Origin of the sequence: Paraconexibacter antarcticus (assembly GCF_024220175.1) — a bacterium.
Classification (GTDB): domain Bacteria; phylum Actinomycetota; class Thermoleophilia; order Solirubrobacterales; family Solirubrobacteraceae; genus Paraconexibacter; species Paraconexibacter antarcticus.
The window spans coordinates 3879332-3906046 of record NZ_CP098502.1 but is presented as its reverse complement, the minus strand read 5'-3'; the positions used below and the strand labels follow the sequence as shown (position 1 = coordinate 3906046).

The 26715-nt window shown below is 73.6% G+C and carries 22 protein-coding genes; 21 read left to right on the top strand and 1 reads right to left on the bottom strand.

Annotated elements, in window-relative coordinates:
• Nucleotides 1–11 precede the first annotated feature (11 nt).
• Both NBH00_RS19065 and NBH00_RS19060 read left to right on the top strand, forming a co-directional pair.
• Entirely contained in the window at nucleotides 12–326 is a 315-nt protein-coding gene (locus NBH00_RS19065; RefSeq protein WP_254570163.1) for a hypothetical protein, read from the top strand.
• 11 nt (nucleotides 327–337) lie between these two features.
• Nucleotides 338–4036, top strand: coding sequence for an EAL domain-containing protein (locus NBH00_RS19060; RefSeq protein ID WP_254570162.1), 3699 nt, complete (start codon nucleotides 338–340; stop codon nucleotides 4034–4036).
• Here NBH00_RS19060 and NBH00_RS19055 read toward each other — a convergent pair whose 3' ends face one another.
• Nucleotides 4037–4381 carry a DUF4235 domain-containing protein gene (locus tag NBH00_RS19055; RefSeq protein WP_254570161.1) on the bottom strand — a complete coding sequence of 115 codons (345 nt, stop codon included), beginning with the start codon at nucleotides 4379–4381 and terminating at the stop codon, nucleotides 4037–4039. It abuts the gene before it with no gap.
• A 132-nt stretch (nucleotides 4382–4513) separates the two neighbouring features.
• Here NBH00_RS19055 and NBH00_RS19050 point away from each other — a divergent pair, with 132 nt between their 5' ends.
• The 19 genes from NBH00_RS19050 (at nucleotide 4514) to eno (ending at nucleotide 26339) form a co-directional block, all read left to right on the top strand.
• Complete coding sequence (locus NBH00_RS19050; protein ID WP_254570160.1) at nucleotides 4514–5239, top strand: hypothetical protein; 726 nt, start codon at nucleotides 4514–4516, stop codon at nucleotides 5237–5239.
• A gap of 69 nt (nucleotides 5240–5308) precedes the next feature.
• Nucleotides 5309–5752 carry a hypothetical protein gene (locus NBH00_RS19045; RefSeq protein WP_254570159.1) on the top strand — a complete coding sequence of 148 codons (444 nt, stop codon included), beginning with the start codon at nucleotides 5309–5311 and terminating at the stop codon, nucleotides 5750–5752.
• Between the two features lie 97 nt (nucleotides 5753–5849).
• Nucleotides 5850–7787 carry a glycoside hydrolase family 2 protein gene (locus NBH00_RS19040; protein WP_254570158.1) on the top strand — a complete coding sequence of 646 codons (1938 nt, stop codon included), beginning with the start codon at nucleotides 5850–5852 and terminating at the stop codon, nucleotides 7785–7787.
• A gap of 69 nt (nucleotides 7788–7856) precedes the next feature.
• On the top strand, nucleotides 7857–8558 hold the full coding sequence (locus NBH00_RS19035) for a 50S ribosomal protein L25 (protein WP_254570157.1): 702 nt from the start codon (nucleotides 7857–7859) through the stop codon (nucleotides 8556–8558).
• A gap of 63 nt (nucleotides 8559–8621) precedes the next feature.
• Entirely contained in the window at nucleotides 8622–9215 is a 594-nt protein-coding gene (gene pth / locus NBH00_RS19030; protein ID WP_254570156.1) for an aminoacyl-tRNA hydrolase, read from the top strand.
• Between the two features lie 37 nt (nucleotides 9216–9252).
• Nucleotides 9253–10008 (top strand): hypothetical protein, encoded by a 756-nt coding sequence (locus NBH00_RS19025; RefSeq protein WP_254570155.1) that lies wholly within the window; start codon nucleotides 9253–9255, stop codon nucleotides 10006–10008.
• 121 nt (nucleotides 10009–10129) lie between these two features.
• Nucleotides 10130–10621: a (2Fe-2S)-binding protein gene (locus NBH00_RS19020; RefSeq protein ID WP_254570154.1), complete on the top strand. Its 492-nt coding sequence runs from the start codon at nucleotides 10130–10132 to the stop codon at nucleotides 10619–10621.
• Complete coding sequence (locus NBH00_RS19015) at nucleotides 10618–12990, top strand: xanthine dehydrogenase family protein molybdopterin-binding subunit (RefSeq protein ID WP_254570153.1); 2373 nt, start codon at nucleotides 10618–10620, stop codon at nucleotides 12988–12990. Before NBH00_RS19020 ends, NBH00_RS19015 begins: the two co-directional genes overlap by 4 nt.
• The gene (locus NBH00_RS19010; protein ID WP_254570152.1) at nucleotides 12987–13838 is read left to right on the top strand and encodes an FAD binding domain-containing protein; all 852 of its coding nucleotides are present in this window, start codon (nucleotides 12987–12989) and stop codon (nucleotides 13836–13838) included. Before NBH00_RS19015 ends, NBH00_RS19010 begins: the two co-directional genes overlap by 4 nt.
• 26 nt (nucleotides 13839–13864) lie before the next feature.
• Nucleotides 13865–14707, top strand: a complete 843-nt coding sequence (locus NBH00_RS19005; RefSeq protein WP_254570151.1) for an AAA family ATPase — start codon at nucleotides 13865–13867, stop codon at nucleotides 14705–14707.
• The gene (locus NBH00_RS19000; protein WP_254570150.1) at nucleotides 14700–15917 is read left to right on the top strand and encodes a vWA domain-containing protein; all 1218 of its coding nucleotides are present in this window, start codon (nucleotides 14700–14702) and stop codon (nucleotides 15915–15917) included. The genes NBH00_RS19005 and NBH00_RS19000 overlap by 8 nt, the downstream gene beginning before the upstream one ends.
• Nucleotides 15914–17005, top strand: a complete 1092-nt coding sequence (locus NBH00_RS18995; protein WP_254570149.1) for an XdhC family protein — start codon at nucleotides 15914–15916, stop codon at nucleotides 17003–17005. The genes NBH00_RS19000 and NBH00_RS18995 overlap by 4 nt, the downstream gene beginning before the upstream one ends.
• Nucleotides 17002–17595, top strand: coding sequence for a nucleotidyltransferase family protein (locus NBH00_RS18990; RefSeq protein WP_254570148.1), 594 nt, complete (start codon nucleotides 17002–17004; stop codon nucleotides 17593–17595). The genes NBH00_RS18995 and NBH00_RS18990 overlap by 4 nt, the downstream gene beginning before the upstream one ends.
• Complete coding sequence (locus NBH00_RS18985) at nucleotides 17592–18359, top strand: SRPBCC family protein (protein ID WP_254570147.1); 768 nt, start codon at nucleotides 17592–17594, stop codon at nucleotides 18357–18359. The genes NBH00_RS18990 and NBH00_RS18985 overlap by 4 nt, the downstream gene beginning before the upstream one ends.
• A 254-nt stretch (nucleotides 18360–18613) precedes the next feature.
• Nucleotides 18614–19387, top strand: a complete 774-nt coding sequence (locus tag NBH00_RS18980; protein ID WP_254570146.1) for a class I SAM-dependent methyltransferase — start codon at nucleotides 18614–18616, stop codon at nucleotides 19385–19387.
• Between the two features lie 147 nt (nucleotides 19388–19534).
• Nucleotides 19535–22939, top strand: coding sequence for a transcription-repair coupling factor (gene mfd, locus NBH00_RS18975; RefSeq protein ID WP_254570145.1), 3405 nt, complete (start codon nucleotides 19535–19537; stop codon nucleotides 22937–22939).
• A gap of 21 nt (nucleotides 22940–22960) precedes the next feature.
• On the top strand, nucleotides 22961–24178 hold the full coding sequence (locus NBH00_RS18970) for a peptidylprolyl isomerase (protein ID WP_254570144.1): 1218 nt from the start codon (nucleotides 22961–22963) through the stop codon (nucleotides 24176–24178).
• A 52-nt stretch (nucleotides 24179–24230) separates the two neighbouring features.
• Nucleotides 24231–25013: a MazG family protein gene (locus NBH00_RS18965; RefSeq protein WP_254570143.1), complete on the top strand. Its 783-nt coding sequence runs from the start codon at nucleotides 24231–24233 to the stop codon at nucleotides 25011–25013.
• Nucleotides 25014–25061: 48 nt separating this feature from the next.
• Nucleotides 25062–26339: a phosphopyruvate hydratase gene (gene eno, locus NBH00_RS18960; RefSeq protein WP_254570142.1), complete on the top strand. Its 1278-nt coding sequence runs from the start codon at nucleotides 25062–25064 to the stop codon at nucleotides 26337–26339.
• The last annotated feature ends 376 nt before the right edge of the window (nucleotides 26340–26715 follow it).

Genomic DNA, 26715 nt, shown 5'->3' with positions numbered 1-26715 from the left:
TTGCCGGTGCGATGACCGCCACCGCCGCCGCCGTGCTCATGCAGCGCCTCGGCCTCACCGAGGACGAGCTCTGCCGCGCCCTCGGGGCGGACCCGCTGTCGATCGTCGCCGGCGACCTCGACGACAAGCCGCAGCTGCCGCTGCTCCTGACGCTCACCGAGGAGGCCGCCGAGCGCACCCACGCCGACGCGTTGCGCCGCTGGCTGCGGACCTCGGGCCCGTCCGGGCGCCCCCTCGACCTCCTGCTCGCCCGCGACTACGCGGGCTTCGAGGATGCCCTCGAGACGCTCGCCGGCCGCGGGTTCGTCATCCGGAAGGGCACGTAGAGGCACACCGGGTGGACGCGAGCGAGGACCCGTTCCACCGGCCACCGGTCCCGTACGGCCGCGACCCGTACGACAGCGGGGAGTCGTTCCCGCACCGCTCGCGCATCGTCCTCGGCGTCACGCTCGCCGCCGCCGCCGCGGCGATGCTCGTCCTCGCCGGCTGGGGACAGGGGTCCACCGGGATCGCGCGGCTCGGGCTCGGCGGCCGGCCGCTCCCGCCGGCGACCGCGCTCACGATCCTCGCGATCGTCGCCGGCTACTGGGCGGGGCAGGCGCGCCTCGCGCGCCCGCTGGCCGTCGTGCTCGGCGCCGCGACCGCCCTCGCGATGGGGACCGCGCTCATCGCGACGATCAGCGGCAACGACTGGGCCCTCGAGGACCGCATCGCCGCCGGCGCCCTCGCGGACGCTCACATGTCCGGCCGGCCCTCGCCCCAGGCGGCGGTCATGTTCCTCCTCCTCGGACTCGCCGTCGTCATGCGGACCGTGCCGTGGGGACGGCTGCCGGCGGAGATCGCCGCCGCCGTCGCCGGCCTCGTCGCGCTCGCCGGGGTCGTCGGGCTCGTGTTCGGCTGGGAGGGCTTCTTCGCCGTCGAGCCCCGCTACGCCCTGTCGCCGCTGGCCGCCCTCGGGGTGCTCGCGGCGTGCGTCGCGATCCTCGACCCGATGCGCGGCGCGATCCGGCGCGCCCCGGCCTCGCTGACGTGGTTCGTCGGCGCGCTCGCCCTCGGCCTGACGGTCATCACGACCTTCTCGGTCGCCCACCATGCGCGCGTCAAGGCGCGCGACACGCAGCGGGCCGACCTGCGGCTCGCCGCCGAGGCCACCCGGGCCGCCACCACCCCGGTGCTCAGCGCGCTCGACGGACTCGCGACGCTCTACTCGGCCAGCGGAGCCATCCCGGACGCGGAGCTCACCCTCGCCGCCCGCAAGATCCTCCGCGGCGGGGTCGTGTCGCTCGTCGCGGTGCTCCGCGAGGTCCCGCAGAGCCGGCGCCGCGCCTTCGAGCGCCACTACGGCCCGATCGTCAAGCCCGGCGGCGGGACGCACCGGCAGACGCCGCACCAGCGCTACACGGTTGTGATGACGTCGCGGACGTTCCGGCTGCCCGCCCTCTCGCCGCCGGGCACGTACGTCGACGTCGGCGCCGAGCCGGACCGCGCGCCGTCACTGCGGCGGGCGGTGCGCGCAGGGGTCGTCGTCGCCTCACCGCCGACCCCGGCCCTGCGCGGCAGGTCGTCCGTCATCGCGCTGTATCTCCCGGTCCGTCGCCTCACCGGGCGGCAGTCGCTCCTGCGCGTCGCCGCGGTGCTCGACACGAAGGCCCTCGCCCGGATCGTCGAGGGCGCGCTGCCCGGCGGCGTCGACGCGCAGCTCAGCGACGGCCGCCGGAGCTTCGACGGCAGCCCGGTGCGCGTGCCCGACGGCGAACAACGCTCGTTGGTGCACGTGGCGGGCCGCGACTGGACCGTGACCATCGCGCCGATCCGCGCCGACCGGGCCGGGGTCATCGCCGCGTTCGGCGTCGGCCTCTCACTGACCATGCTGCTCATGCTGGGAGTCGGCCTCCTGGTCCATCGCGAGCGTACGGCCATCGCCCTGGCGGTCAGCGGCCTGGAGGAGCGCGATGCCGCCGCGTCGGCCGCCGCCCAGGCTCGCCGTCGTTCGACCTTCCTCGAGGAGAGCGCGACAGATGTCCTCTGGCTCGGCGACCCGCGACACCGGTTCACCTACGTCTCGCCGGCGGCCGGCACGCTGCTGGGACGCCGGCCATCGACGCTGATCGGCCTGACCACCGAGGACGTCGTCCATCCCGACGATCGCGAGCGCACACGGGCCGTGCTGGATGAGCTCGCCGCCAACCCGACGGTCCTGAGCATCACCCACCGCGTCCAGCACCGCGACGGTCACTGGCTGTGGGTCGAGACGCGCATGCGCGCCGTCCGCCACGACCTCACCGGCGAGTTCGTCCAGATCCAGGGCTCCAGCCGCGACGTCACGATCCGCCGCGAGACCGAGCTGCGGCTGCGCGAGGCCGAGAACCGGTTCCGCAGCGCGTTCGACGAGGCCCCGATGGGCATGGCGGTCGTCGCGCTCGACGGACAGGTCCTCCAGGCCAACCGGGCGCTTGCGACGCTCACGGGGGAGGACGCGCCGACGCTGCGGGGCATGACGTTCGACGCGCTGCTGCACCAGGCCGACGCCGACACGCATCGGCAGGCGCGCGAGGCGCTGCTCGACGGGGACCTGCGCGACCACGACGCGGAGCTGCGGGTCGTGCAGCCGTCGGGGCACGTCGTGTGGACGCTCGTGTCGACGGCGCTCGTCCTCGGCGGCGAGGGCGAGGCGAAGCACTACCTCGTCCAGATGCAGGACGTCTCCGAGCGGCGCCGCGCGGAGACGCAGCTGCAGTTCCTCGCCGACCACGACCTCCTCACCGGTCTGCTCAACCGCCGCGCCTTCGAGCGGTCGCTGCGGGAGCACCTCACCCGCGTGCGCCGCTACGGCGTCGGCGGCGCCGTCCTCGTCCTGAACCTCGACGGCTTCGACGCGCTGAACGCCCGCATCGGGCGGGGCCGCGGCGACGAGGCGATCGCCGACGTCGCGCGGGCGCTGCGCCGGCGGCTACGCGACTCCGACCTCATCGCCCGCTTCGGCGGGGACGGGTTCGCGGTGCTCCTCCCGCACGCCGAGCTCCAGGACGCCCTCAACGTCGGCAGCGCGCTCGTCGACGCGGTCGGCACCGTCGAGGTCGACGGCGAGCACGGCGTCCTCACCGCGAGCGTCGGCGTCGCGCTCGTCGACCGGCCCGAGATCCGCGGTGACGACCTCCTCATGGACGCGGACCTCGCGATGTACGACGCGAAGCAGGCCGGCCGCGGCCGCGTCCAGCAGTCGCTCGACCCGATCGCCCGGCCGCGGCGCATCCGGCCGACCGCGGACCTCGCGAACCAGATCCGCGAGGCGCTCGACGAGGACCGCATGGTCCTCTACGCCGAGCCGGTCGTCGACCTCGAGAGCGGCGTGACGGTCCAGTTCGAGCTCGTGCTGCGCCTGCGCACGCGCGACGGCGACCTGCAGGCCCCGGCGAGCTTCCTCCCGGCCGACCACCACCACGAGCTCGTCCGGGAGCTCGACCGCTGGACCGTCGCCCGCGCCGTCGCCCTCCTCGCCGCGCACCCCGACGGCCCGACGGCGGGCGTGAAGCTCTCGGTGCACTCGCTGGGGGAGGAGCTCATCGACCTGCTCGCCGACCAGCTCACCGCGCACATGGTCGACCCGCGGCGCCTGACGATCCTCCTCGGCGAGCACGACGCGGCCGCCCACCTGCCGCTCGTCCAGGAGCTCGCGCGCGACCTCGAGCACCTCGGCTGCCCGCTCGCGCTGGACGACTTCGGCGGCGGCTTCGGCAGCTTCTTCTACCTCAAGCACCTGCCGTTCGACGTGCTGAAGATCGACGGGGGCTTCGTCCGCCACTGCGCCGACGAGCACGGCGACCAGCTCGTCATCGGCGCGATGGTCGACCTCGCAGTCGGCGCCGGCGCACGGACCGTCGGGAAGTTCGTCCCCGACCAGGCGGCGCTCGAGACCCTGCGCAGCATCGGCGTGGACGCCGGCCAGGGGGAGCACCTCGGCGCGGCGATGCCGGCGGAGCAGGCCTTCGCGCGGGTCACCGAGGGCCGCGACGGCCGCGAGGACCTGCCGGGGTAGCTACCCCTTCCGCGCGTCCTTCTCCGCCTTCTTGGCCGCCTTCTTCGCGGCCTTCTGCTCGAGCTCGGCGGCACTCGGATCGCCCGCCCACAGGCCGGTGAGGTGGTAGAAGAGCCGCACGCCGAAGCGGTCCACGGCGGTCTTCGTCCCGGCGTACGTGGCGGCCTGCACGGCGGTCGCGGCGACCGCGCGGCCCGCGCTGGCGTTCTTCTCGGTCGGCGCGGGGACCGAGCCGTCGCCCGCGCGGTCGAGCTTCGGCCACACCGCGTCGAACAGCGCCGCCGCGAGCTTCCCCGTGACGAGGGCCAGCACGATGCCGAAGGGCTTGTAGAGCAGTTTCGCCATGGCGGGCACCTTACCCGGGGCGCGTTCGCCCACTCGTCCACCGCCGGGTCTTGCGGTTCCGCCGCGCGGTCGATAACCATGGGGACGGACCACCACGACCATCACACGACACGCCGACGCAGGGAGAACGCGATGGACGACGCGAGTCAGGACCACACCGGGGACGCCGAGGGAGGCGACGCCGAGGACCTGCTGCGCCGTGCGCTCCTGGACCCGGAGTCGGGTGCCGCCGTCGCCCTGCGCGTCGACGGGCTCGCGGTCGGCGAGGCGCTGACGGTCATCTTCCACGGGCGCCGCGACCTCGGCTCGATCCAGACCTTCGTCGCCGGCGGCGGCTACGGGGCAGGGGACGCCGTGACGGCGCAGGCGCTGCTGCGGGTCCCCTGCGACCTCGACCTCCACAACGCGGCGACCCGCGCCGAGGCGGAGGAGCTCTACGCGGCGCAGGCCCGCGCCCTCCGCGAGGCGCTGCTCGCCGCCGACACCGTCCTCGCGATCTGGCGCCAGGCGCTCGCCGAGCTCGAGGACGGCGCCGTGGGCGTCGACCGCTCCGTCGAGCTCGGCCTCGCGCTGCCCGCCCACCGGCTCATGCCCGTCGCGCTCGTCGCGCCCGAGCGGCGGCTCACCGTCGTCCCCGTCTGCGGCGCGCGGACGCTCGCCGAGGGCCGCCCGCCGCTCGGCATCGCCTGCGCCCAGCAGGACGTCGCGCACATCTACCCGCTGCCGGACGACCCCGAGCGCTGCCTGGAGGACTTCCAGCGCCGCGCGGCCGAGCACGCGCACCGGCTCGCCGAGCAGCTCGAGCACCAGGAGGCGAGCGTCGCCCGCTTCCTTGAGCTCAACGGGGACGTCGCGTAGCGGCGGCCGCCGGTCCGCGCCCGAGGGCCCGGCGCCCGCCGGAGGGGCCGACCTATAGCCTGCCCGGCGTTGCCCCGCCGCGTCTGGATCGTCCCCGCCGTCGTCCTCTTCCTCGTGATCTCCGTTGAGCTCGCGCGCTTCCTCAGCGCGCCCGGTGCGGAGCGGGCGGACGTCGTCAAGCTCCTGCGGGACCAGGGGCGCGGTGACGTGCCCGGCATGCTCGCCCAGCTCCACGGCTGCGCGGCGGACCCCGCCTGCGCGGCACAGGTCCGCGCGAACGCCGCGAAGCTCCGCGTCTCCGGGCGCGTGAAGATCCTCCTCCTCGAGTCGGGGAGCGCCTACACGCTCACCTCGAGCACCGGCACCTCGCGCGTCGCGTGGACCGACATCGACCACCCGTCCCGGACGGCGGTCCAGTGCATCACGGTGCACAAGAGCTGGAGCCTCGTCCACGGCGCGCGGGTGCAGCTGCGCCGGATCGGCCCGCGCATCGGCGACGAGGACTCGTGCTGACCCTGACCGTCGCGCCGCCCCCGGCGCAGGCCGCCGCAACCCGGCGCCGAAGCCCGTGTTGCCACCCCCGCATCCCATGACCGATACCCCGCCGCCCGTGCCGACCCCCGATCTGCCACGCCGCCGGGGCCTCCTCGCCGCGCTGCTCCTGACGCTCGCCGCCTTCGCGCTGCTCCCGTCGGCCGCGTCCGCCGCGTCCGACGTCCCGAACGGCAAGCCGCTCTACCAGGACGGCCCGTCCGGCCGGATCCTCATGAACGGCCCGTGGCTGTTCCGCCTGGACCAGCAGGAGGTCGGGCTGAGCCAGCACTTCCAGCAGCAGACGTCGACCGCGGGGTGGACCGGCGTGAAGGTGCCGAACGCCTGGAACGCGACCGACGAGTCGCTCGCCTCCTTCCAGGGCTCGGTCGGCTGGTACCGCAAGGACTTCCGCCTGCCGAGCGGCGACAAGAACCTCTCGTGGGTCGTCCGCTTCGAGTCGGTGAACTACCGCTCGCGCGTGTGGCTCAACGGGCGCCCGATCGGCTCCAACCGGGGTGCCTACCTGCCGTTCGAGGTGCGCCTGCCGGCGTCGGTCCTCAAGCGCAACGGCACGAACCGGCTCGTCATCCGCGTCGAGAACCATCGCTTCGCCTACGACTTCCCGCCCGCCGGCCTGTCGATCGCCGGAGCGCCGACCGGCGGCTGGTGGAACTACGGCGGCCTGCTGCGTGAGGTCTACCTGCGCAAGGTCGACCGGCTCGACTTCTCGACCGTCGTCGTCCGCCCGGACCTGCCGTGCGCGACGTGCACCGCCAGCGTCCTCGTCCGCGCGACGGTCCGCAACGCCGGGCCCGGCTCGGTGCGCGCCCGCGTCACCGGCCACTTCGGGGACAAGAAGCTCGACCTCGGGACGACCGTCGTCCCGGCCGGGGCCTTCCGCACGGTCGGCGAGACGATCAAGGTCGGCTCCCCGAAGCTCTGGGCCCCGGGGTCACCGAACCTCTACGACGTCGAGCTCGACGCCGCCGCCCGTCCCCAGGGGGCCGGCCGGGCGAAGACGCTCCAGACCTACCACCTGAAGTCCGGCATCCGCTCGATCAAGGTCGTCGACGGGCACCTGATGCTCAACGGCCGCCAGCTGAACTTCCGCGGCGTCGGCATGCACGAGGACGACCCGAAGCTCGGCTTCGCGATCACGAACGCCATCCGGGACCGCGAGGTCGCCGAGATCCGCGACCTCGGCGCGACGATGGTCCGCAGCCACTACCCGCTGCACCCGTACACGCTCGAGCAGTTCGACCGCTACGGCATCCTCGACTGGTCGGAGATCCCGGTCTACTCGGTGAAGACCGACGAGCTGAAGAAGAAGATCGTCCGCCAGCTCGCGGCGAACGAGCTCGCCGAGAACATCCACACGAACGGCAACCACCCGTCCATCGTCGTGTGGTCGATCGGCAACGAGCTCAGCTCGCGCCCGGGCGCGGTGCAGGGCTCCTACATCTCCCAGGCGGTGAGGACCGCGCACACGCTCGACCCCTCGCGCCCGGTCGGCCTCGCGGTCGCCGGCTACCCGGCCGCCGGCTGCCAGGACGAGTACGGCCCGCTCGACGTCCTCGGCATCAACGAGTACTTCGGCTGGTACCCGGGCCCCAACGGCCAGGTCGCCGACCGCACCGCGCTGTCGAGCTACCTCGACTCCGTCCACGCCTGCTACCCGAACAAGGGCCTCGTCATCACCGAGACGGGGGCGGAGGCCAACCGCGACGGCCCGGTCGAGGAGAAGGGGACGTACGCCTACCAGCAGGACTTCGTGAACTACCACTTCGGCGTCTACGCGACGAAGCCGTGGCTCTCGGGTGCGATCTACTGGGCCCTGGAGGAGTTCCGGGTCCGGCCGGGCTGGCAGGGCGGCAACCCGCGCCCGAACCCGCCGATCCACCAGAAGGGCCTCATCTCCTTCGCCGGGGTGAAGAAGCCGGCCTGGTACGACGTCCAGCGGATCTTCAAGGCGACGCAGCAGCTGCGCGCCCGCGCGCGCCACGCGGGGGCGTAGAACGGGGCCTCCGCCGGGGTGACGTGACGACCCCGGAGGGGCCTCCTCCGCTAGCATGGCCGGTCGCTCATGGCCCAGAAGAACGACTCCACCACCATCAAGGTCTCCGCTCGCGAGACCGGCTCCTCGCGCTCGACGCGCCGTCTCCGTCGTGAGGGGCAGGTGCCCGGCGTCCTCTACGGCCGCGGGCAGGATCCCGTCTCCTTCGCGGTCGACGCCCGCGAGCTGCGGCACGCGCTCGCCGGCTCCGGCGCCGTGCTGTCCCTCGAGCTCGGCGGCGAGAAGACCTCCGCCGTCCTCAAGGACACCCAGCGTCACCCCGTCCGCGGCGAGATCATCCACATCGACCTCCTGCGCGTCGACCTCAACCAGCCGATCGCCGCGATCGTCACGGTCGAGATCGTCGGCGGCGAGGACTCGCCCGGCGTCCGCGACGGCGGCATCATCTCCCAGATCACCCGCGAGGTGAACGTCGAGGCGCTGCCGAGCGCGATCCCCGAGACGATCTCGTTCGACGTCTCCGGCGTCGAGGTCGGCGACACGCTCGGCCTCGAGCTGCTCGAGATGCCCGAGGGCGTCACGCTGCTCGACGAGACCGAGGACGTCGTGCTCGTCACGGTCACCCCGCCGACGATCGACGCGGAGGCCGAGGAGGGCGACGAGATCGAGACCGAGACCGAGCTCGTGGGCGAGGACGGCGCCGGGGCCGAGGCCTCCGAGGGCGACGACGACGCGTCCGGCGACGACGCGGGCGACAGCGCCGGCGAGTAGCCCCGCCGCGCCGGTGCCCGCACCGGCGCGCCCCCGCCTCACCCCGCGGAGCGGCTGACCCCCATGGCCTTCGGCCGCTCCTCACCGCCCGCCGACTGGCTCGTCGTGGGCCTCGGCAACCCCGGGGCCCAGTACGACGGCACGCCGCACAACGTCGGCTTCCAGGTCCTCGCGGAGCTCGCGCGCCGCTGGGACCTGCCGAAGGCGAAGGACAAGTACGCCGGCCGCTTCACCGAGGGCCGCACGACGCCGCCCGGCGTCGTGCCCGCCGGCCCGCGCGTAGCCGTCCTCGCCCCGCAGACGTTCATGAACGACTCCGGGCGTTCGGCCGGGCCGGCGCGCGGCGCCCTGAAGCTGCCGCTCGAGCGCGTCCTCGTCCTCCACGACGAGATCGACCTGAAGTTCGGCGACATCCGCTGGCGCCTCGGCGGCGGCCTCGCCGGGCACAACGGCCTGAAGTCGCTGAAGGCCGGGCTCGGGTCGCCCGACTTCGCCCGGGTCCGGATCGGCGTCGGGCGGCCGGACAGCACCGACCCGGAGATCGTCGCGGGCTACGTGCTCGGCCGGTGGCAGCAGGACCGCGCCGAGGTCGATGCGCTCGTCCGCGAGGCCGCCGACGTCGCCGAGCGCATCGTGCTCGGCACCCTCGAGCTTTAGCGGCCGGAGCCCGGCGGGCCCGGGGTACGCTCCGGGCGTGCCCCGCCCGCCCGACCGCCGGCCGCCGACCCGCAGCGAGCTGCAGCGCGCGCTCGCCGTGCACGCGCTCTCCAGGCCGGTCACGCTGACGGTGAGCGCCGCCGTCGCGGTCGCCGCGATCGTCCTCGGCGCGCCCTGGCTGCTCGTCATCGCGCTCATCGTCTACGCCGGGCTCGCGGCGCTCACGTTCTTCGACGAGGCCGAGGCCGAGCGGGTCGGCGACGCCGCCTACGGGCGCCGCCAGGGCACGGTCGGCCCCGGGAACGTCGACGCGGGCACGCTCGCCCCCGAGATCCGGGCCCAGCTCGACGCGGCCCGCGCCGAGCAGGCCGTCATCGTGAGGACGATCACGGAGTCCGACCTCTCGTTCGCCGACGTCCGCGACGAGGTCGCCGAGCTCGTCACCGCGCTCGAGGGGGCCGCGAGCCGGGCGCAGCGGCTGCACGCGTATCTCGTCACGCAGGACCGCGCCGCGCTGCGCGCGCGGATCGCGCAGCTGCAGCGCGGCGGGGACGACGCGACGGCAGCGGCGCTGCGCGGGCAGGACACGGAGCTCGGGCGCCTGGACGGGATGCTGCGCTCGGCCCATGGCGAGATGGAGCAGGTCAACGCCTCGCTGCGCACCGTCCACGCCCGGCTCGTCGGGCTCGCGGTGAGCTCCCAGGCCTCCGGGGAGGCCGAGCTCGTCGGGGACGTGCGCGAGCTGCGCGAGCGCGTGGACGTCCTCACCGAGGGTCTCGAGGCGCCCGCCTGAGCGAGCCTGGCGCGCCGCCGCGGTACGCCGGACGACCGTTGTGCCAAGGCACCTTGACGCGGTGTTCAGCGCGTCCGTAGGGTCGGCCGCAGAGCCCGTCACATACCCGAGGAGCACATCCGTGAGCACGACTGTCCCGGTGCAGGTGACCGTCAACGGTCAAGCACGAAACGTCCAGGTCGAGCCGCGCCAGCTGCTCGTTCACCTCCTCCGCGACCAGCTGGGGCTGACCGGCACCCACGTCGGCTGCGACACGAGCAACTGCGGCGCCTGCACCGTCCACGTCGACGGGCAGTCCTGCAAGAGCTGCACGGTGCTCGCCGTCCAGGTCGACGGCGCCGAGATCACGACGATCGAGGGCCTCGGTCAGGAGGGCAACCTGCACCCGCTCCAGGAGGCGTTCTGGAACAACCACGGCCTGCAGTGCGGGTACTGCACGCCGGGCATGATCATGGCCGCCGCCGACCTGCTGCAGCGCAATCCGGACCCGAGCGAGGACGAGGTCCGCCACGGCCTCGAGGGCAACCTCTGCCGCTGCACCGGCTACCACAACATCGTGAAGTCCGTGCTCGACGCCGCGGGCAAGCTCAACGTGACGCAGGTGGGGGCATGACCGCCATCGACGATCGCGCCGCCGCCGCCCCGCACCGCGGGCAGTCGCTGCGCCGCAAGGAGGACCCGCGGCTCATCACCGGCCGCGCGTCGTACACCGACGACCTGAACATCACCGGGCAGCTGCACGCGGCGATCGTCCGCTCGCCGGAGGCCCACGCGAAGATCGTCTCGATCGACACGTCGGCGGCCCTCGAGCGTGACGACGTCGTCGCCGTCTACACCGGTGAGGACATGGCCGACCTGCTCGGCCCGCTGCCGATGGCCTGGGTGCCGCCCGGCGTCGACGTGCAGAACCCGCCGCACTGGCCGCTCGCCCGCGGGACGGTCAAGCACGTCGGCGACCCCGTCGCGATCGTCCTCAGCGAGGACCGCGGCGCCGCGATCGACGGCGCCGAGGACGTCTTCGTCGAGTACGAGCCGCTGCCGGTCTGCATGGACATCGAGACCGCGCTCGAGGACGGCGCCGCGCTCACCCATCCGGAGATCGGCACGAACAAGTGCCACGAGTGGTCCCTCGGCGGCGGCGACATCGAGGCGGGCTTCGCGGCCGCCGACGTCATCGTCGAGCGCCGCGTCGTGAACCACCGCGTGTCCGGCGCGCCGATCGAGCCGCGCGGCGTCCTCGCCGACTACCGCGCCGGCGCGCTCACGCTCCACACCTCCACGCAGGTGCCGCACTTCGTCCGCCTCTTCGCCGCGCTCATCCTCGGCATCAACGAGGAGAAGATCCGGGTCATCGCGCCCGAGGTCGGCGGCGGCTTCGGCGCGAAACTCCAGGTCACCGGCGAGGAGATGCTCTGCAGCTGGGCCTCGCGCAAGTCGGGCCGCCCGGTGAAGTGGATCGAGACGCGCTCGGAGCACATGGCCGTCTGCCACCACGGCCGCGACCAGGTCGCGACCGTCCGCCTCGGCGCGACGAAGGACGGCAGGCTCACCGCCATCCACTCGAAGATCCTGGCCGACATGGGGGCGTACCTCATGCTCCTGACCCCCGCGGTGCCGTCGCTCGGCGCGTTCGTCATGAGCGGCGTCTACGACATCCCCGCGGTGCAGACCGACATCACGACGGTCTTCACGAACAAGTGCGCGACCGACGCGATCCGCGGGGCCGGCCGCCCCGAGGCGACGCACATGATCGAGGTCTGCATGGACCAGCTCGCCGACGAGCTGGGCATGGACCGCCTCGAGCTGCGGCGGAAGAACTTCATCCCGAAGGACGACTTCCCGCACGAGACGGCGCTCGGCATCGTCTACGACTCCGGCAACTACGAGGGCGCGCTCGACCTCCTCATGGAGAAGCTCGACCTCCCGGCCCTCGAGGCCGAGAAGGCCGAGCTCGCCGCGAAGGGCATCCGGCGCGGCATCGGCTACTCGACGTACACGGAGATCTGCGGCCTCGCGCCGTCCCGCATCACGGGCCCCGAGGGCTTCGGGCTGCAGACCGGCCTCTGGGAGTCGGCGATCGTCCGCGTCACGGTGACCGGCAACGTCGTCGTCTACACCGGCACCTCGCCGCACGGCCAGGGCCACGAGACGACGATGGCGCAGATCGTCGCCGACAAGCTCGGGGTCGACCCGGCGCAGGTCGAGATCATGCACGGCGACACGGGGACCGGTGCGATGGGCCTCGGCACGTACGGCTCGCGGACGACGGCGGTCGGCACCGAGGCCGTGGCGCGCGCCGCGGACAAGGTCGTCGAGAAGGCCCGCTCGATCGTGTCGCACCTGCTCGAGGCGGCGCCCGAGGACATCGAGGTCCACGACGGGAAGTTCAGCGTCAAGGGCTCGCCGGACAAGGGCCTCGCGCTCGCCGAGGTCTCGGGCGTCGCGCACGTGCAGCCGGAGAAGATGCCGCAGGGCATGGAGCCCGGCCTCGAGGAGACCTCCTTCTACGACCCGGAGAACTTCGTGTTCCCGTTCGGCGCCCACGCGTGCATCGTCGACGTCGAGGAGGACACCGGGAAGGTGAAGGTCGTCCGCTACGTCGCGATCGACGACTGCGGCCCGGCGATCAACCCGATGGTCATCGACGGGCAGGTCCACGGCGGCATCGCGCAGGCGATCGGCCAGGCCCTGTACGAGCACGTCATGTACGACGACACCGGCCAGCTCGTCACCGGCACCTTCGTCGACTACGCGCTGCCGACCGCGGCGGAGCTGCCGTCGTTCGAGACCGACCGCACCGAGACGCCCTCGCCGGTGAACTCGCTCGGCGTGAAGGGCATCGGGGAGGCGGGCACGATCGCCGCCACCCCCGCCGTCGTCAACGCCGTCATCGACGCGCTCAAGCCGCTCGGCGTCACCTACATGAACATGCCGCTCGGCCCCGAGGCCGTGTGGACCGCGATCCAGGAGGCAGGCCAGTGATCCCCGCCGCGTTCGACTACACGGTCCCCGGCAGCCTCGACGAGGCCATCGACGCGCTGCGCGACGGCGGTGAGGACGCGAAGCTCCTCGCCGGCGGCCACTCGCTCGTCCCGCTCATGAAGCTCCGCCTCGCGGCGCCGACGCTGCTGGTGGACCTGCGCCGCGTCCCCGGGCTGCACGGCATCGAGCGGCAGAACGGGAGCTGGCGCATCGGGGCGATGACCCGGCACGCCGAGCTGCAGGACCGCCACGACGACCTCGGCGTCGTCGCCCACGCGGCGGCCGGCATCGCCGACCAGCAGGTCCGCAACCGCGGGACGATCGGCGGCTCGCTCGCCCACGGCGACTCGGCGAGCGACCTGCCGACGATCCTCCTGACGCTCGAGGGGACGGTCACCGCGATGGGGCCCGACGGCGCGCGCGAGATCGCCGCCGCCGACCTCTTCCAGGACTACCTCACGACGTCGCTCGACCCGCTCGAGATCATCACCGAGGTGCGGATGCCCGCGATGGACGGGTGGGGCCACGGGTACCAGAAGTTCACCCGCCGGGCGGAGGACTGGGCGATGGTCGGTGTCGCCGCCGTCGTGCGCAAGAACGACGACGGCACCGTCGCCGAGGCGCGGATCGGGCTGACGAACATGGGCTCTACGCCGCTCCGGGCGACCGCCGCGGAGGAGGCGCTCGTCGGGCAGCCGCTGACGGCCGAGGCGATCGCCGCGGCCGCCGGGCACGCCGCCGACGGGACGAACCCGCCCGCCGACCGCAACGCCTCCGAGGACTACAAGCGCCACCTCGCGTGCGTGCTCACCGGCCGCGCCCTGCGCGAGGCGGCGGGCCTCGCGTGACGTCCGCACGCCGCTGACGTGGACCGGTGCTGACGAACAGCGATGGCGTCCGTGAGGCCCTCGCCGGCCAGGGGTACCTGGCCGGCCCGGACCTCGCGACGGCCGTCTTCCTCGCGCAGGACCTCGGGCTGCCGCTGCTCCTCGAGGGGGAGGCCGGCGTCGGCAAGACCGAGGTCGCGCGCGCGATCGCCGCGGCGACCGGCGCTGCCCTCGTGCGCCTGCAGTGCCACGAGGGGATCGACGTCCATCAGGCGCTCTACGACTGGGACCACCCGCGGCAGCTGCTCGCGCTGCGCGCGGCCGAACTCGGCTCGGGCGAGGCCGACGTGGACCTGTGGTGCGAGCGCTTCCTCCTCGAGCGGCCGCTGCTGCGGGCGCTGCGCGCGGAGGGTCCGACGGTCCTGCTCATCGACGAGATCGACCGCGCCGACGACGCCTTCGAGGCCTTCCTCCTCGAGCTCCTGAGCGACTTCGCCGTGACGATCCCGGAGCTCGGCACGGTGACCGCGGCGCAGCGCCCGCTCGTCATCCTCACCTCGAACCGCACGCGCGAGCTCCACGACGCGCTGAAGCGCCGCTGCCTCTACCAGTGGATCGACTACCCCGACCCGGTGCGGGAGCTCGCGATCCTCCGCGTCCGCGCGCCGGGGGTCACCGACGACGTCGCCGAGCGGGTCGTGGCCGCCGTCGCCCGCCTGCGCGAGCAGGAGCTCTACAAGCAGCCCGGCGTGGGGGAGACCGTCGCCTGGGCGCGGGCCCTGACCGCCCTCGGGGACGGCGCGCGGCTCGACGACGCCCTCGGCGCGGTGCTGAAGGTCCGCGAGGACCAGGAGCGCGTGCGGGCGCTGGGGGTGCTCGCCGGTGGCTGACCCGGGGCCCGGGCCCGCCGCGCCCGGTGACGTCGTCGCCGTCCGCCTCGTCGCCCTCGCCGCGGCGCTGCGCGCCCGTGACGTCACCGCCGGCCCGGGGGAGGTCGTCCTCGCCGCCCGGGCGCTCACCGCGGTCGACGCGGGCTCTCGCGCGGAGAGCCGCCGCGCCCTGCGGGCGGTCTTCACCTCGCGGCGCCCCGACCTCGCCCCCTTCGACGAGGCGTTCACGGAGGTCTTCGGCGCCGCGGCCGCCGACCGCCCGGCGCCCGAGCCGGCGGTCGACCTCGGCGCCGGCGCGACGCTCGCGCTGCCGCGCTTCGGCGATCCCGACCGCCACGAGCTGCCCGCTGACCTGGACCCGGTGCCCGTTCCCGCCGCGGCGAGCGACGTCGAGCTCCTCCACGACAAGGACTTCGCCGCGTACTCCGACCGCGACCGCGCGCTCGCCCGCGGTGTCCTGCAGCAGCTCGCCCGCCGCGGTCCGACGCGCCTCGGCCGCCGCACGCGCGTCGCGCCGCGCCGCGAGCACGGCCGGCCCGACGTGCCCGGGACGCTTCGCGCGTCGCTGCGCACCGGCGGCGAGCCGGTGCGCCTCGTCCGCCGCGCGCCGCTGCCGGTGCCGCGCCCGCTCGTCCTCCTCGTCGACGTCTCCGGCTCGATGGCGCCGTACGCGCGGATGCTCCTGCAGTACGCCCAGGCGGCCGCGGCGGCCCGTCCGCGGGTCCAGGTCTTCGCCTTCGGGACGCGCCTGACCGAGCTCACGCGGGAGCTCCACGGCCGTGACCCCGACGCCGCGCTCGCCCGGGCGGCGGACGCCGTCGTCGACTGGTCGGGCGGGACCCGCATCGGAGCGGCGCTCGGGACGCTGCAGCGCACGTACGGGCGGCGGCTCGGGCGTGGCGCCGTCGTCGTCATCCTCTCCGACGGGTGGGACCGGGGTGACCCAGACGTCCTCGCCGCGGAGCTCGCGCGCCTGCGCCGCTCGGCCCACCGCGTCATCTGGCTGAACCCGCTGAAGGCGTCGCCCGGGTACGAGCCGCTCGCCCGCGGCATGGCCGCCGCGCTGCCGCACACCGACCACTTCCTGGCGGGGCACTCGCTCCGCTCCCTCTCCGAGCTCGCCGAGCTCCTCGCCGAGGGCCTCGACGGCCCGCGCGGCGAGGTGCCACGGGCGACGGCTCCGACGATGCACCGAGGTCTCACCCCATGAAGGACGTCATCGAGCAGCTCGACGAGTGGCGCGCCGCCGGCCGGCCCGCGGCCGTCGCCACCGTCGTCGCGGTCAAGCGCTCCGCCCCGCGCCCGCCCGGGGCGAAGATGGCGATCACCGTCGACGGGGGCGTCAGCGGGATGGTGAGCGGCGGCTGCGTCGAGGGCGCGGTCATCCAGGTCGCCGAGGAGGTCCTCGCGGGCGGGCCCCCGCAGCTCCTCGAGTTCGGCGTCGCCGACGAGGAGGCGTGGGCGGTCGGCCTGCCCTGCGGCGGCGAGATCACCGTCTGGGTCGACCGGCCCGAGGGGGAGGAGACCGACGCCTTCCAGCAGCTCACGCGCGAGGGCGGGCGCGGCGCGCTCGTCACGCGGCTGGACGACGGCCGCCGGATGCTCGTGGGGGAGGACGGCACGCGCCGCGGCTCGCTCGGCGCCCCCGCGGCCGAGGACGCCGCCGCCGCGCTCGCCGCGACGCTCATGTGGGCCGAGCGCAGCCAGCGCCTGGACGCCGGCGGCATCCCGCTCTTCGTCGACGTCACCGCCCCGCCACCGCGGCTCATCATCATCGGTGCGATCGATCTCGCCGCCGCGCTCGCGCAGCTCGCGTCGATCGGCGGCTGGCGCTCGTTCGTCGCCGACCCGCGCGGCTTCTTCGCCACGCCGCAGCGCTTCCCGCACGCCGAGCGCGTCGTCGCCGCCTGGCCCGCGAAGGCGATCGAGGAGCTCGGCGGGATCGATGCCGCGACGTCGATCGTCGTCCTCACGCACGACCCGAAGATCGACGACGCGGCGCTCGAGGTCGCGCTGCGCTCGGACGCGGCGTACATCGGCGTCATGGGCTCCCACAAGATGCAGGCGGACCGGCGCGCGCGCATGGTCGAGCTCGGCTTCGGCGACGCCGACCTCGCCCGGCTGAGCGGCCCGGTCGGCCTCGACCTCGGCGCCCTGACGGCTTACGAGACCGCGCTCTCGGTCATGGCCGAGCTCGTGGCGGTCCGGCGCGGCCGGGAGGGCGGCCGCCTGCGCGACTCGACCGCCGCGCGGATCCACGAGGTCCTGCCGCCGGCGCCCGCGTCGGCGGAGCGATGAGCGTCGCCGCGATCATCCTCGCGGCCGGCGACGGCAGCCGCTTCGGTGGCGCGAAGCAGCTCGCGCGCCTCGACGGGCGGACGCTCCTCGAGCACGTCGTCGAGCACGCCCTGGCCGTCCCGGCGATCGAGGACATCGTCGTCGTGCTCGGCGCGCGCGCGGACGCGATCACCGGGGCGGTGGACCTCGGCCCGGCGCGGATCGTCCACTGCACCGAGTGGGCGGACGGCATGTCCGCCTCGCTGCGCGCCGGCGTCGCCGCGCTGTCGCCCGCGACGGAGGTCGCGCTCGTCCTGCTCGCCGACCAGCCCCGCATCACGCCCCAGGTCATCGCGATGGTCATGGACGAGGCGGTCGGCGCCGGTCCGGACGTCGACGCCGTCCGGGCGAGCTACGCGGGGATCCCCGGCCATCCCGTCGCCCTCGGCCGCGCGCTGCTGCGGCGGATCCCCGAGCTGCGCGGGGACACCGGCGCCCGCGACCTCTTGCGCGACGCACGCGTCACGCTCGTCGAAGCCGGGCACCTCTGTGACCCGACCGACATCGACACCCCGAACGACCTCAACGCCCTGGAGGCGATCACCGAATGAACCTCGAGCAGACCTTCACCGTCGCGGCCTCACCCGAGACCGTGTGGGAAGCCCTCATCGACGTCGAGCGCGTCGCGCCGTGCCTGCCCGGCGCCGCCGTCACCGGCCGCGAGGAGGACGGGAGCTACAAGGGCGAGTTCAAGGTGAAGCTCGGCCCGACGACCGCCGCCTACTCCGGCGTCCTGAAGATGAAGGACGTCGACGCGGAGCAGAAGGTCGCGACGATGGACGCCCGGGGGACCGACAAGCGCGGGCAGGGCGGGGCGACGGCGTCGATCGTGTCGAGCGTGCACGCGGGCGAGAAGGACGGCGAGACGCGCGTCGACGTCGTGACCGACTTCGCGATCACCGGCCGCCTCGCGCGCTTCGGTCGCGGCGGCATGGTGCAGGACGTCGCGAACCGCCTGCTGCGTGAGTTCGCCGCGAACCTCCAGGCGCAGCTCGCGGCCGAGGGCGCGGCGGTCGCCGCGGGCGCCCCGCCCGAGGGCGCCGGCGCGACGCCGGAGGAGGTCGCGGCGGCGGCGGACGCCGACGCCGCCCCGGGCCTCGGCGCGGCGGGCGCCGCCACCGGCTCGGCCCCGCAGCCGCCGCCGCGGCCCGCGCGGCCCGCCGCCGCCACGCCGCCGCCCGCCGCGGCGCCGGTCTCGGGCACGGCGATCATGCTCGGCGCGCTGGGGGACCGCCTCAGGCGCGAGCCGGTGAAGGTCGGCGCGATGTTCGGCGTCCTCGGCCTGCTGCTGGTGCTGCTGCGGCGGCGGCGCTGACCGCCGCCGCCCGCTGCTGCGCCGAACGCCGGCACGCGGCCGGGAGGCGGGCGGGGCGCAGGCGTCTACGGCGGCAAAGACGGCGGACGGACGTTGCCGCCTGGCGCAGGGCCCGCCGCCGCACGGCCGCCCCGCCGCCCTGCTGCCCCACCAGAAGGTGAATGCAGGTTCAGGGTGTCCACGACACCTCGAATCTTCATTCATTCCCGCGGACGCTTGGATCACATACGTATGTACGTGATAACGTACGGGCCATGAGCCCTGCACGCGAATGGGACGGCCGCAGCTACGACCGCATCTCGGACTTCATGGAGCAGCTCGGACGGGAGGTCCTCGACCGGCTCGCGCTGGCCGGCGACGAGACGGTCCTCGACGCGGGGTGCGGCAGCGGCCGGGTCACCGAGCTGCTCCTCGCGCGGCTGCCGCGCGGCCGGGTCATCGGCGTGGACGGCTCGGCGGACATGATCGCCGTCGCCGCCGAGCGCCTGCCCGCCGGCACCGAGCTGCTCGTGCAGGACCTCACGGAGCTCGACCTCGGCGGCCGGACCGTCGACGCCGTCCTCTCGACCGCGACGTTCCACTGGATCGCGGACCACGACGCGCTGTTCGCCGCGCTCCGCCGCGTGCTCGAGCCCGGCGGCCGCCTCGTCGCCCAGTGCGGCGGCGTCGGCAACGTCGCGGGCGTCCACGAGGCCGCGGCGGCGGTGGGGGAGCGCGACCCGTACGCCGCGCACCTCCGGGGCTGGCAGGGGCCGTGGCACTTCTCGACGCCCGAGGACGCCGAGCGCCGCCTGCGTGCCGCCGGCTTCACCGACGTGCGCACGAGCCTCCTGACCCGCCCCGCCCGGCCCCCCGAGCCGCTCGAGTACCTGCGGACGATCGTGCTCGGCTCCCACCTGGAGCGCCTCCCGGCGGACCTCCACGAGGCCTACGTCCGCGACGTGGCCGACGTCCTCGCCGCGAGGGACCCTGAGGGCGTCGTGACGATCGACTACGTGCGCCTGAACCTCGACGCCACCGCCGCCTGACGCGCCGAGACCCGTTTTTCGTCCCCCAGTCGGGCTGCGAACGGGTTTCGGCACTCGGAGGGCGCGGACGGTCGGTCCCGCGCCGACCGGTCTTCGTACACTGCACAGCCCCGGCCGCGCTCCTGCGCGGTCGCTCTGCGTGTCCCGATGACCCTCCGCCCGCTCCTCGCCCATCTCGCCGACAGCCCCGACGGCGTCCGCCTCGCCACCGAGGGCGGCCGCGCGTTCGTCTCCCAGACGATGCGCCCGTACCTCGTCGCGGCACTGCTGGACGGCGTCGACGGCGCGCTCGCGGCGGGGCGCCCGGCGATCGTCGTCGCGGGCGACGACCGCCAGGCCCGTGACCTCGCCGTCGACCTGCGCACGTGGCTCGCGCCGCGGCCCGTCCGCTTCTACCCGAGTCGCGGCGTCACGTACGAGTCGCACCTCGCGCCGCCGCCGCACCTCACCGGCCTGCGCATCGCGGCGCTGGACGCCCTCGTCGCGGCGGGGGACGCGTCGGTCGACGAGGAGCCGCCGGTCGTCGTCGTCTCCGCCGTCGCGCTGAGCGAGAAGATCCCGGACCCGGCGCTGCGCCCGCACGGCTTCACGCTCGCCGTCGGCGAGCTGCTGGACCTCGAGGAGTGCGCGCTCGAGCTCGTCGCCTGTGGGTACGAGCGCGTGGACCAGGTCGACGACCGCGGGCAGTTCGCGATCCGCGGCGGCATCCTGGACGTCTTCCCCGCCACGGAGGACCACGCGCTCCGCGTCGACCTCTTCGACATCGAGATCGAGTCGCTGCGCTGGTTCTCGACCTTCACCCAGCGCTCGCTCGGCGACGCGCAGCGGGTCGACATCGCGCCGGCGGCCGAGCTCGCCCCGCAGCACCGCGAGGCGGCCGAGCAGGCGCTCGTCCTCGCCGAGGACGACGAGCGCCCCGACGTCGCCCAGCTCCTCCCGGTCGACCGCTTCCACGCCTTCCTCGACCTCGCGCCGGCCGACGCCGCGGTCCTCGTCGCCGCCGAGGAGGAGATCGAGCCCGCGCTCGCCGACCACTGGCAGGACGTCACGGCCGCCTTCCACGACACCGACGCCCACTCGCTCTACGTCAGCCCCGACGCGATCCGCGCCGGGCTGAACGAGCGCACGCAGATCTCGCTGTCGTCGCTGGACTCCGGGCAGGACATGGAGTTCCGCGCGCAGTCGGCCGAGCTCGCCGCCCGCAGCCTGAAGGAGGCGGAGCCCGAGCTCGAGAAGCTCGTCCGCTCCGGCTACCGCACGTTCGTCACCTGGCCGCGCCGCGGCGAGGGCGAGCGCGCCGCCTACAACCTCGCCCGCCTGAAGGCGCGCTGGTTCGGTCAGGGCGACCACATCGGGCCGAAGGACGCGCCGTACTCCGAGGCCGCGCTGAACTTCTCCGAGGCGACGCTCCGCGACGGCTTCATCGCCGCCGGGCTCAACCTCGCCGTCCTCCCGGAGCACCGCCTCTTCCGCCGCAAGCGGACCGAGCGCACGGGCGGGCAGTCGGTCCGCCAGCGCCGCCGCGGGGCGCTGCGCTCGTTCGCCGACCTGCGCACGGGCGACATCATCGTCCACGAGGACCACGGCCTCGCGCGCTTCGCGGGCTTCGAGACGAAGACCGTCGCCGGCGTCACCCGCGACTACCTCGAGCTCGAGTTCGCGGGCACCGACCGCGTCTTCATGCCGGTCGACCAGCTGGCGAAGATCAGCCGCTACGTCGGCGCCGGCGGCAGCCACCCGCCGCTCTCCAAGCTCGGCGGCAAGTCGTGGGAGACGATGAAGTCGCGGGCGCGCAAGGCCGCGTCCGACCTCGCCGGCGAGCTCATCAACCTCTACGCCGAGCGCCGCCGCCGCGTCGGGCACTCCTTCCCGGAGGACTCCGACTGGCTGCGCGAGTTCGAGGCCCGCTTCCCGCACCAGGAGACCGCCGACCAGCGCGAGGCGATCGACCAGGTCAAGGCCGACATGGAGTCCGCCCGCCCGATGGACCGCCTCGTGTGCGGCGACGTGGGCTACGGCAAGACGGAGGTCGCGCTGCGCGCCGCGTTCAAGGCCGCCGACGACGGCAAGCAGGTCCTCGTCCTCGCCCCGACGACGATCCTCGCGCAGCAGCACTTCGGGACGTTCTCCGAGCGGCTGAAGGACTACCCGTTCACGATCGCGCACGTCTCCCGCTTCCGCACCGCGGCCGAGCAGCGCGAGGCGATCACCGCCTTCAACGACGGCAGGGTCGACATCCTCATCGGGACGCACCGCCTGCTCGGCAAGGACATGCGCCCGCACGACCTCGGGCTGCTCATCGTCGACGAGGAGCAGCGCTTCGGCGTGAAGCAGAAGGAGCTGCTGCGCCAGCTGAAGCTCAAGGTCGACGTCATCGCGATGTCGGCGACGCCGATCCCCCGGACGCTGCAGATGTCCCTCGCCGGCCTGCGCGACATCAGCGTCATCGAGACGCCGCCCGAGGGCCGGCGTCCGGTGAAGACGTACGTCGGCGAGTACGACGAACCGCTCATCAAGCAGGCGCTCGAGCGCGAGAAGGCCCGCGGCGGGCAGGCGTTCTTCCTCCACAACCGCGTCGAGTCGATCGACGAGACGGCCGAGCGCCTGCGCGGGCTGTGCCCGGGGCTCGAGTTCGTCGTCGCCCACGGGCAGATGGAGGAGTCGGTCCTCGAGCAGCGCATGCTCACGTTCCTGCGCGGCGAGGCGGACGTCCTCATCGCGACGTCGATCATCGAGTCCGGCATCGACGTCCCGACCGCGAACACGCTCGTCGTCGAGCGCTCCGATCTCTTCGGCCTGAGCCAGCTCTACCAGATCCGCGGGCGCGTCGGCCGCTCTCGCGAGCGTGCGTACGCGTACCTCGTCTACCCGTCGCACGCGGCCCTCACCGAGGACGCGATGAAGCGTCTCACGGCGCTGAGCGACTACACCGAGCTCGGTTCCGGCTTCAAGATCGCGATGCGCGACCTCGAGCTGCGCGGGGCGGGCAACCTCCTCGGCGACGAGCAGTCCGGCCACGTCGCGGCGCTCGGCTTCGAGCTCTACATGGCGATGCTCGACGAGGCCGTCGCCGCCGCCGGGCCCCCGGAGGAGGGCGACGACGAGGGCGAGCCGGTGCGCATGGACGTCAACGTCGACGCCTACGTCCCCGCCGACTACATCCCGTACGAGCAGGCGAAGATCGACACCCACCGCCGGATCGCGGGGGCGCGCGACCTCGCCGACCTCGGGGCGCTCCACGAGGAGCTCGAGGACCGCTTCGGCCCCGTGCCCGAGCCCGTCGACCACCTCATCCAGCTGCAGCAGGCCCGCATCAAGCTCGGCCAGGCCGGGGTGCGCGCGGTCTCCTTCAAGCAGGACCGGCTGTCGGTCACGCCGGTCGACCTCGAGGGGGATCAGGTCGCGGCCCTGAAGGACCAGCTTCCGGGGTGTCTCTACGAGCCGGGGCGCAGCCAGCTGTCGGTCAAGGTCGACAAGGACCCCGCCAAACGCTTCCCCGCGGTGGTGCACGCCGCGGATGTGCTGCTTGCGGTTACACGTCTGGGTGCCTGAATCCGTACCATCCCGAGGGACATGAGCAAAACTCGTTCGTTCTCGGCGCTGTGCGCCTTTTTTGTGGTCACGCTCACCCTGGCCGCCTGCGGAGGTGGGGGCATCCCCGGTGATGCCGTCGTCAAGGTCGGCGACTCGACGATCAAGAAGACGACCTTCGCCCACTGGCTCCAGATCGCCGCGATCTCCTCGCAGGGCGCGTCGGACCCGACGGCGGCGGCCCAGGGCCGCAAGCCGAAGGTGACGATCCCGGATCCGCCGAAGTTCACGGCCTGCATCGCGAACAAGAAGAAGACCGCGCCGAAGCCGGCCAAGGGCCAGCCCGAGCAGACCGTCACGCAGTTCAAGACTCAGTGCAAGACCGAGTACGAGCAGCTGCGCGACCAGGTGCTGCAGTTCCTCATCTCCTCCGAGTGGATCTCCGGTGAGGCGGCCGACCAGGGCGTCAAGGTCACCGACAAGGAGGTCCAGAAGCAGTTCCAGACGACGAAGAAGCAGTCGTTCCCCAAGGAGACGGACTTCCAGAAGTTCCTCGCCTCGTCCGGCATGACGCTCAACGACCTGCTCTTCCGCGTGAAGCTCGACACGCTCTCCAACAAGCTGCGCACGAAGATCACGAAGGGCAAGGACACCGTCACGCCCGCGCAGATCGCGGCCTACTACAACAAGAACAAGGCCCGCTTCGCGCAGCCCGAGCGCCGTGACCTGCGGATCATCCTCACGAAGACCGCCGCGGACGCCCAGAAGGCGCTCGCCCGCGTGAAGTCGGGGGAGAGCTTCGGGAAGGTCGCGAAGGCGCTCTCGGTCGACCAGGCCTCCAAGAGCCAGGGCGGAGTCCTGCTCGCGGTCGCCAAGGGCCAGCAGGAGAAGGCGCTCGACGACGCGGTGTTCGCCGCGCCGAAGGGCAAGCTCGTCGGCCCGATCAAGACGAACTTCGGGTACTACATCTTCAAGGTCCAGAAGATCACGCCGAAGACGCAGCAGTCGCTGAAGGACGCGACGCCGACGATCAAGCAGCTGCTCGCCTCGCAGAACCAGCAGACCGCCCTCGACACGTTCGTCAAGAACTTCCGCAAGAAGTGGAAGGGCAAGACGGAGTGCCGCGACGGGTACGTGACGCAGGACTGCAAGAACGCGCCGAAGACGAAGACGACGTCGACCGCCGCGACGACCGCGACGCCGCAGACGACGACGCCGCCCGTGCAGACGGCGCCGCCGACCACGACGACGACCCCGTAAGCCGCTGCGCGCGGGCCGCCGTGTGGCGGCCCGCGCCGGTACTCTGCGGTCGGTGAGCGCGGAAAACGCAGGCGCCGCCGTCCAGGCGCTCGACGAGCTGACGCGCCGCCTGCGGGTCGAGTGCCCGTGGGACCGCGAGCAGGACGAACGCTCGATCGTCCCGCACACGCTCGAGGAGGCCTACGAGCTCGCGGACGCCGCGAACGCGGGCGACGACGGCAAGCTCCTCGACGAGCTCGGGGACGTCCTCTTCCAGGTCCATTTCCTGTCGCTGCTGCTCGAAGAGCGCGGGGCGGGTTCGCTCGCCGACGTCGCCGAGCACGTGCGGCAGAAGCTCATCAGCCGCCACCCCCACATCTTCGGGGACGTCGAGGTGCAGTCCGCCGGCGAGGTCCTGCGCAACTGGGACGCGATCAAGCAGACGGAGGCCGGCCGCGAGCCGGGCATCTTCGGCGAGGTCCCCGAGAACCTCCCCGGGCCGCTGTACGCCCGCAAGGTCCAGCGCCGCGCCGCCACGGCGGGGCTCGACGTGCACAGCGTCCCCTACGACGTCGCCGAGACCGCCCTCACGACGCTGCGCGCCGTCGACTCCGACCGCGACGCGGCGTTCACCGCGGTCGGGGACCTGCTCTTCGCCGTCGTCGACATCGCGCGCAAGCTCAAGGTCGACCCGGAGCTGTCGCTCCGCGCGTCCGCCACGCGCTACCGCGGCGGCGTCGAGGCCGCCGAGGCGCTGGCCGTCGCCGAGGGGCTGACCTGGGCCGAGCTCACCGAGGAGCAGAAGCTCCAGCTCTACGCCCGCACCATGCTGCAGGACGGCGCCGAGCGGCCCTGAGCCGTCCGCCCGCCGATCACCCGAACACCGAGAAGGGGTCACCACCCGATGAGCACGATCAAGTCCGTCCACGCCCGCCAGATCCTCGACTCGCGGGGCAACCCGACCGTCGAGGTCGAGCTGACGCTGGACTCCGGCGCCCTCGGGCGCGCGGCCGTCCCGTCCGGTGCCTCGACCGGCGAGTTCGAGGCGACCGAGCTGCGCGACGGCGGCAGCGCCTACCTCGGCAAGGGCGTGACGAAGGCGGTCGCGAACGTCAACGGCGAGATCGCGGAGGCCATCGCGGGCCGCGACGCGTCCGACCAGGCCGGGCTCGACAACGCGCTCATCGACCTCGACGGCACGCCGAACAAGTCCCGCCTCGGCGCGAACGCGATCCTCGGCGTCTCGCTCGCGCTGGCCCACGCGGCGGCGGCCGAGGCCGGGCAGCCGCTCTGGCGCCACCTCGGCGGCGCGGACGCCGGCGTCCTGCCCGTCCCGATGATGAACGTCCTCAACGGCGGCTCCCACGCGGACAACAGCGTCGACTTCCAGGAGTTCATGATCATCCCGTGCGGCGCGCCGTCCTTCACCGAGGGGCTGCGGATGGGCGCGGAGGTCTTCCACGCGCTGAAGAAGACGCTGCACGACGACGGCCTCGCCACGTCGGTCGGCGACGAGGGCGGCTTCGCCCCGAACCTCGGGTCCAACGAGGAGGCGCTGCAGGTCCTCGTCGCGGGCATCGAGGCGGCCGGCTACACGCCGGGCACCGACGTCGCGATCGCGCTCGACCCGGCGACGAGCGAGATCTACGGCGACGACGGGCTGTACGACCTCCAGCACGAGGGCCGCAAGCTCACGTCCGCCGAGATGGCCGACTACTGGGCCGAGATGTGCGGCAAGTACCCGATCCTCTCGATCGAGGACGGCATGGACGAAGAGGACTGGGACGGCTGGAAGCTCCTCACCGACAAGCTCGGCGACCGCATCCAGCTCGTCGGCGACGACCTCTTCGTCACGAACCCGGCCCGTCTGAAGCGCGGCATCGACGCGGCCACGGCCAACTCGATCCTCATCAAGGTCAACCAGATCGGGACGCTCACCGAGACGCTCGAGGCGATCCGCATGGCGACCGAGGCCGGATACACGTCGGTCATGTCCCACCGCTCGGGCGAGACCGAGGACGTCACGATCGCCGACCTCGCCGTCGCCACCGGCTGCGGCCAGATCAAGACCGGCGCCCCGTCCCGCTCGGACCGCGTCGCGAAGTACAACCAGCTCCTGCGCATCGAGGAGGCGCTCGGCGGCGCGGCGAGCTACCCGGGGCGCTCGATCTTCCGCTCCTGAGCACCCCCCAAACGTGAGCCCGTCCATTTCCCCCGAGCCTGGTCGCGGGAAATGGACGTCGCGCAGGCCCCGAAGGTGAGCCCGTCCATTCCCCCGACTCTGCTCGTAGGAAATGGACGTCGTGCAGACCCTGAAGGTGAGCCCGTCCATTTCCCCCGACTCTGCTCGCGGGAAATGGACGGCGTCGGGGCGGGTGGGGTGGTGCATCCGCCGAGACGGGGGAGGAGACGGGGACGGCAGGCCGAATGGCAAGCGGATGGCCGCCGCCCCTCGACGCTCCACCCCGCACGTCCCGCCCCCGGGACCGCGGACGACGCGTCCGCCGGTGCGGCCCGTCCGCTCCCCGCCCGGCCGAAGCGCCGCCGGCGCCCGCGCG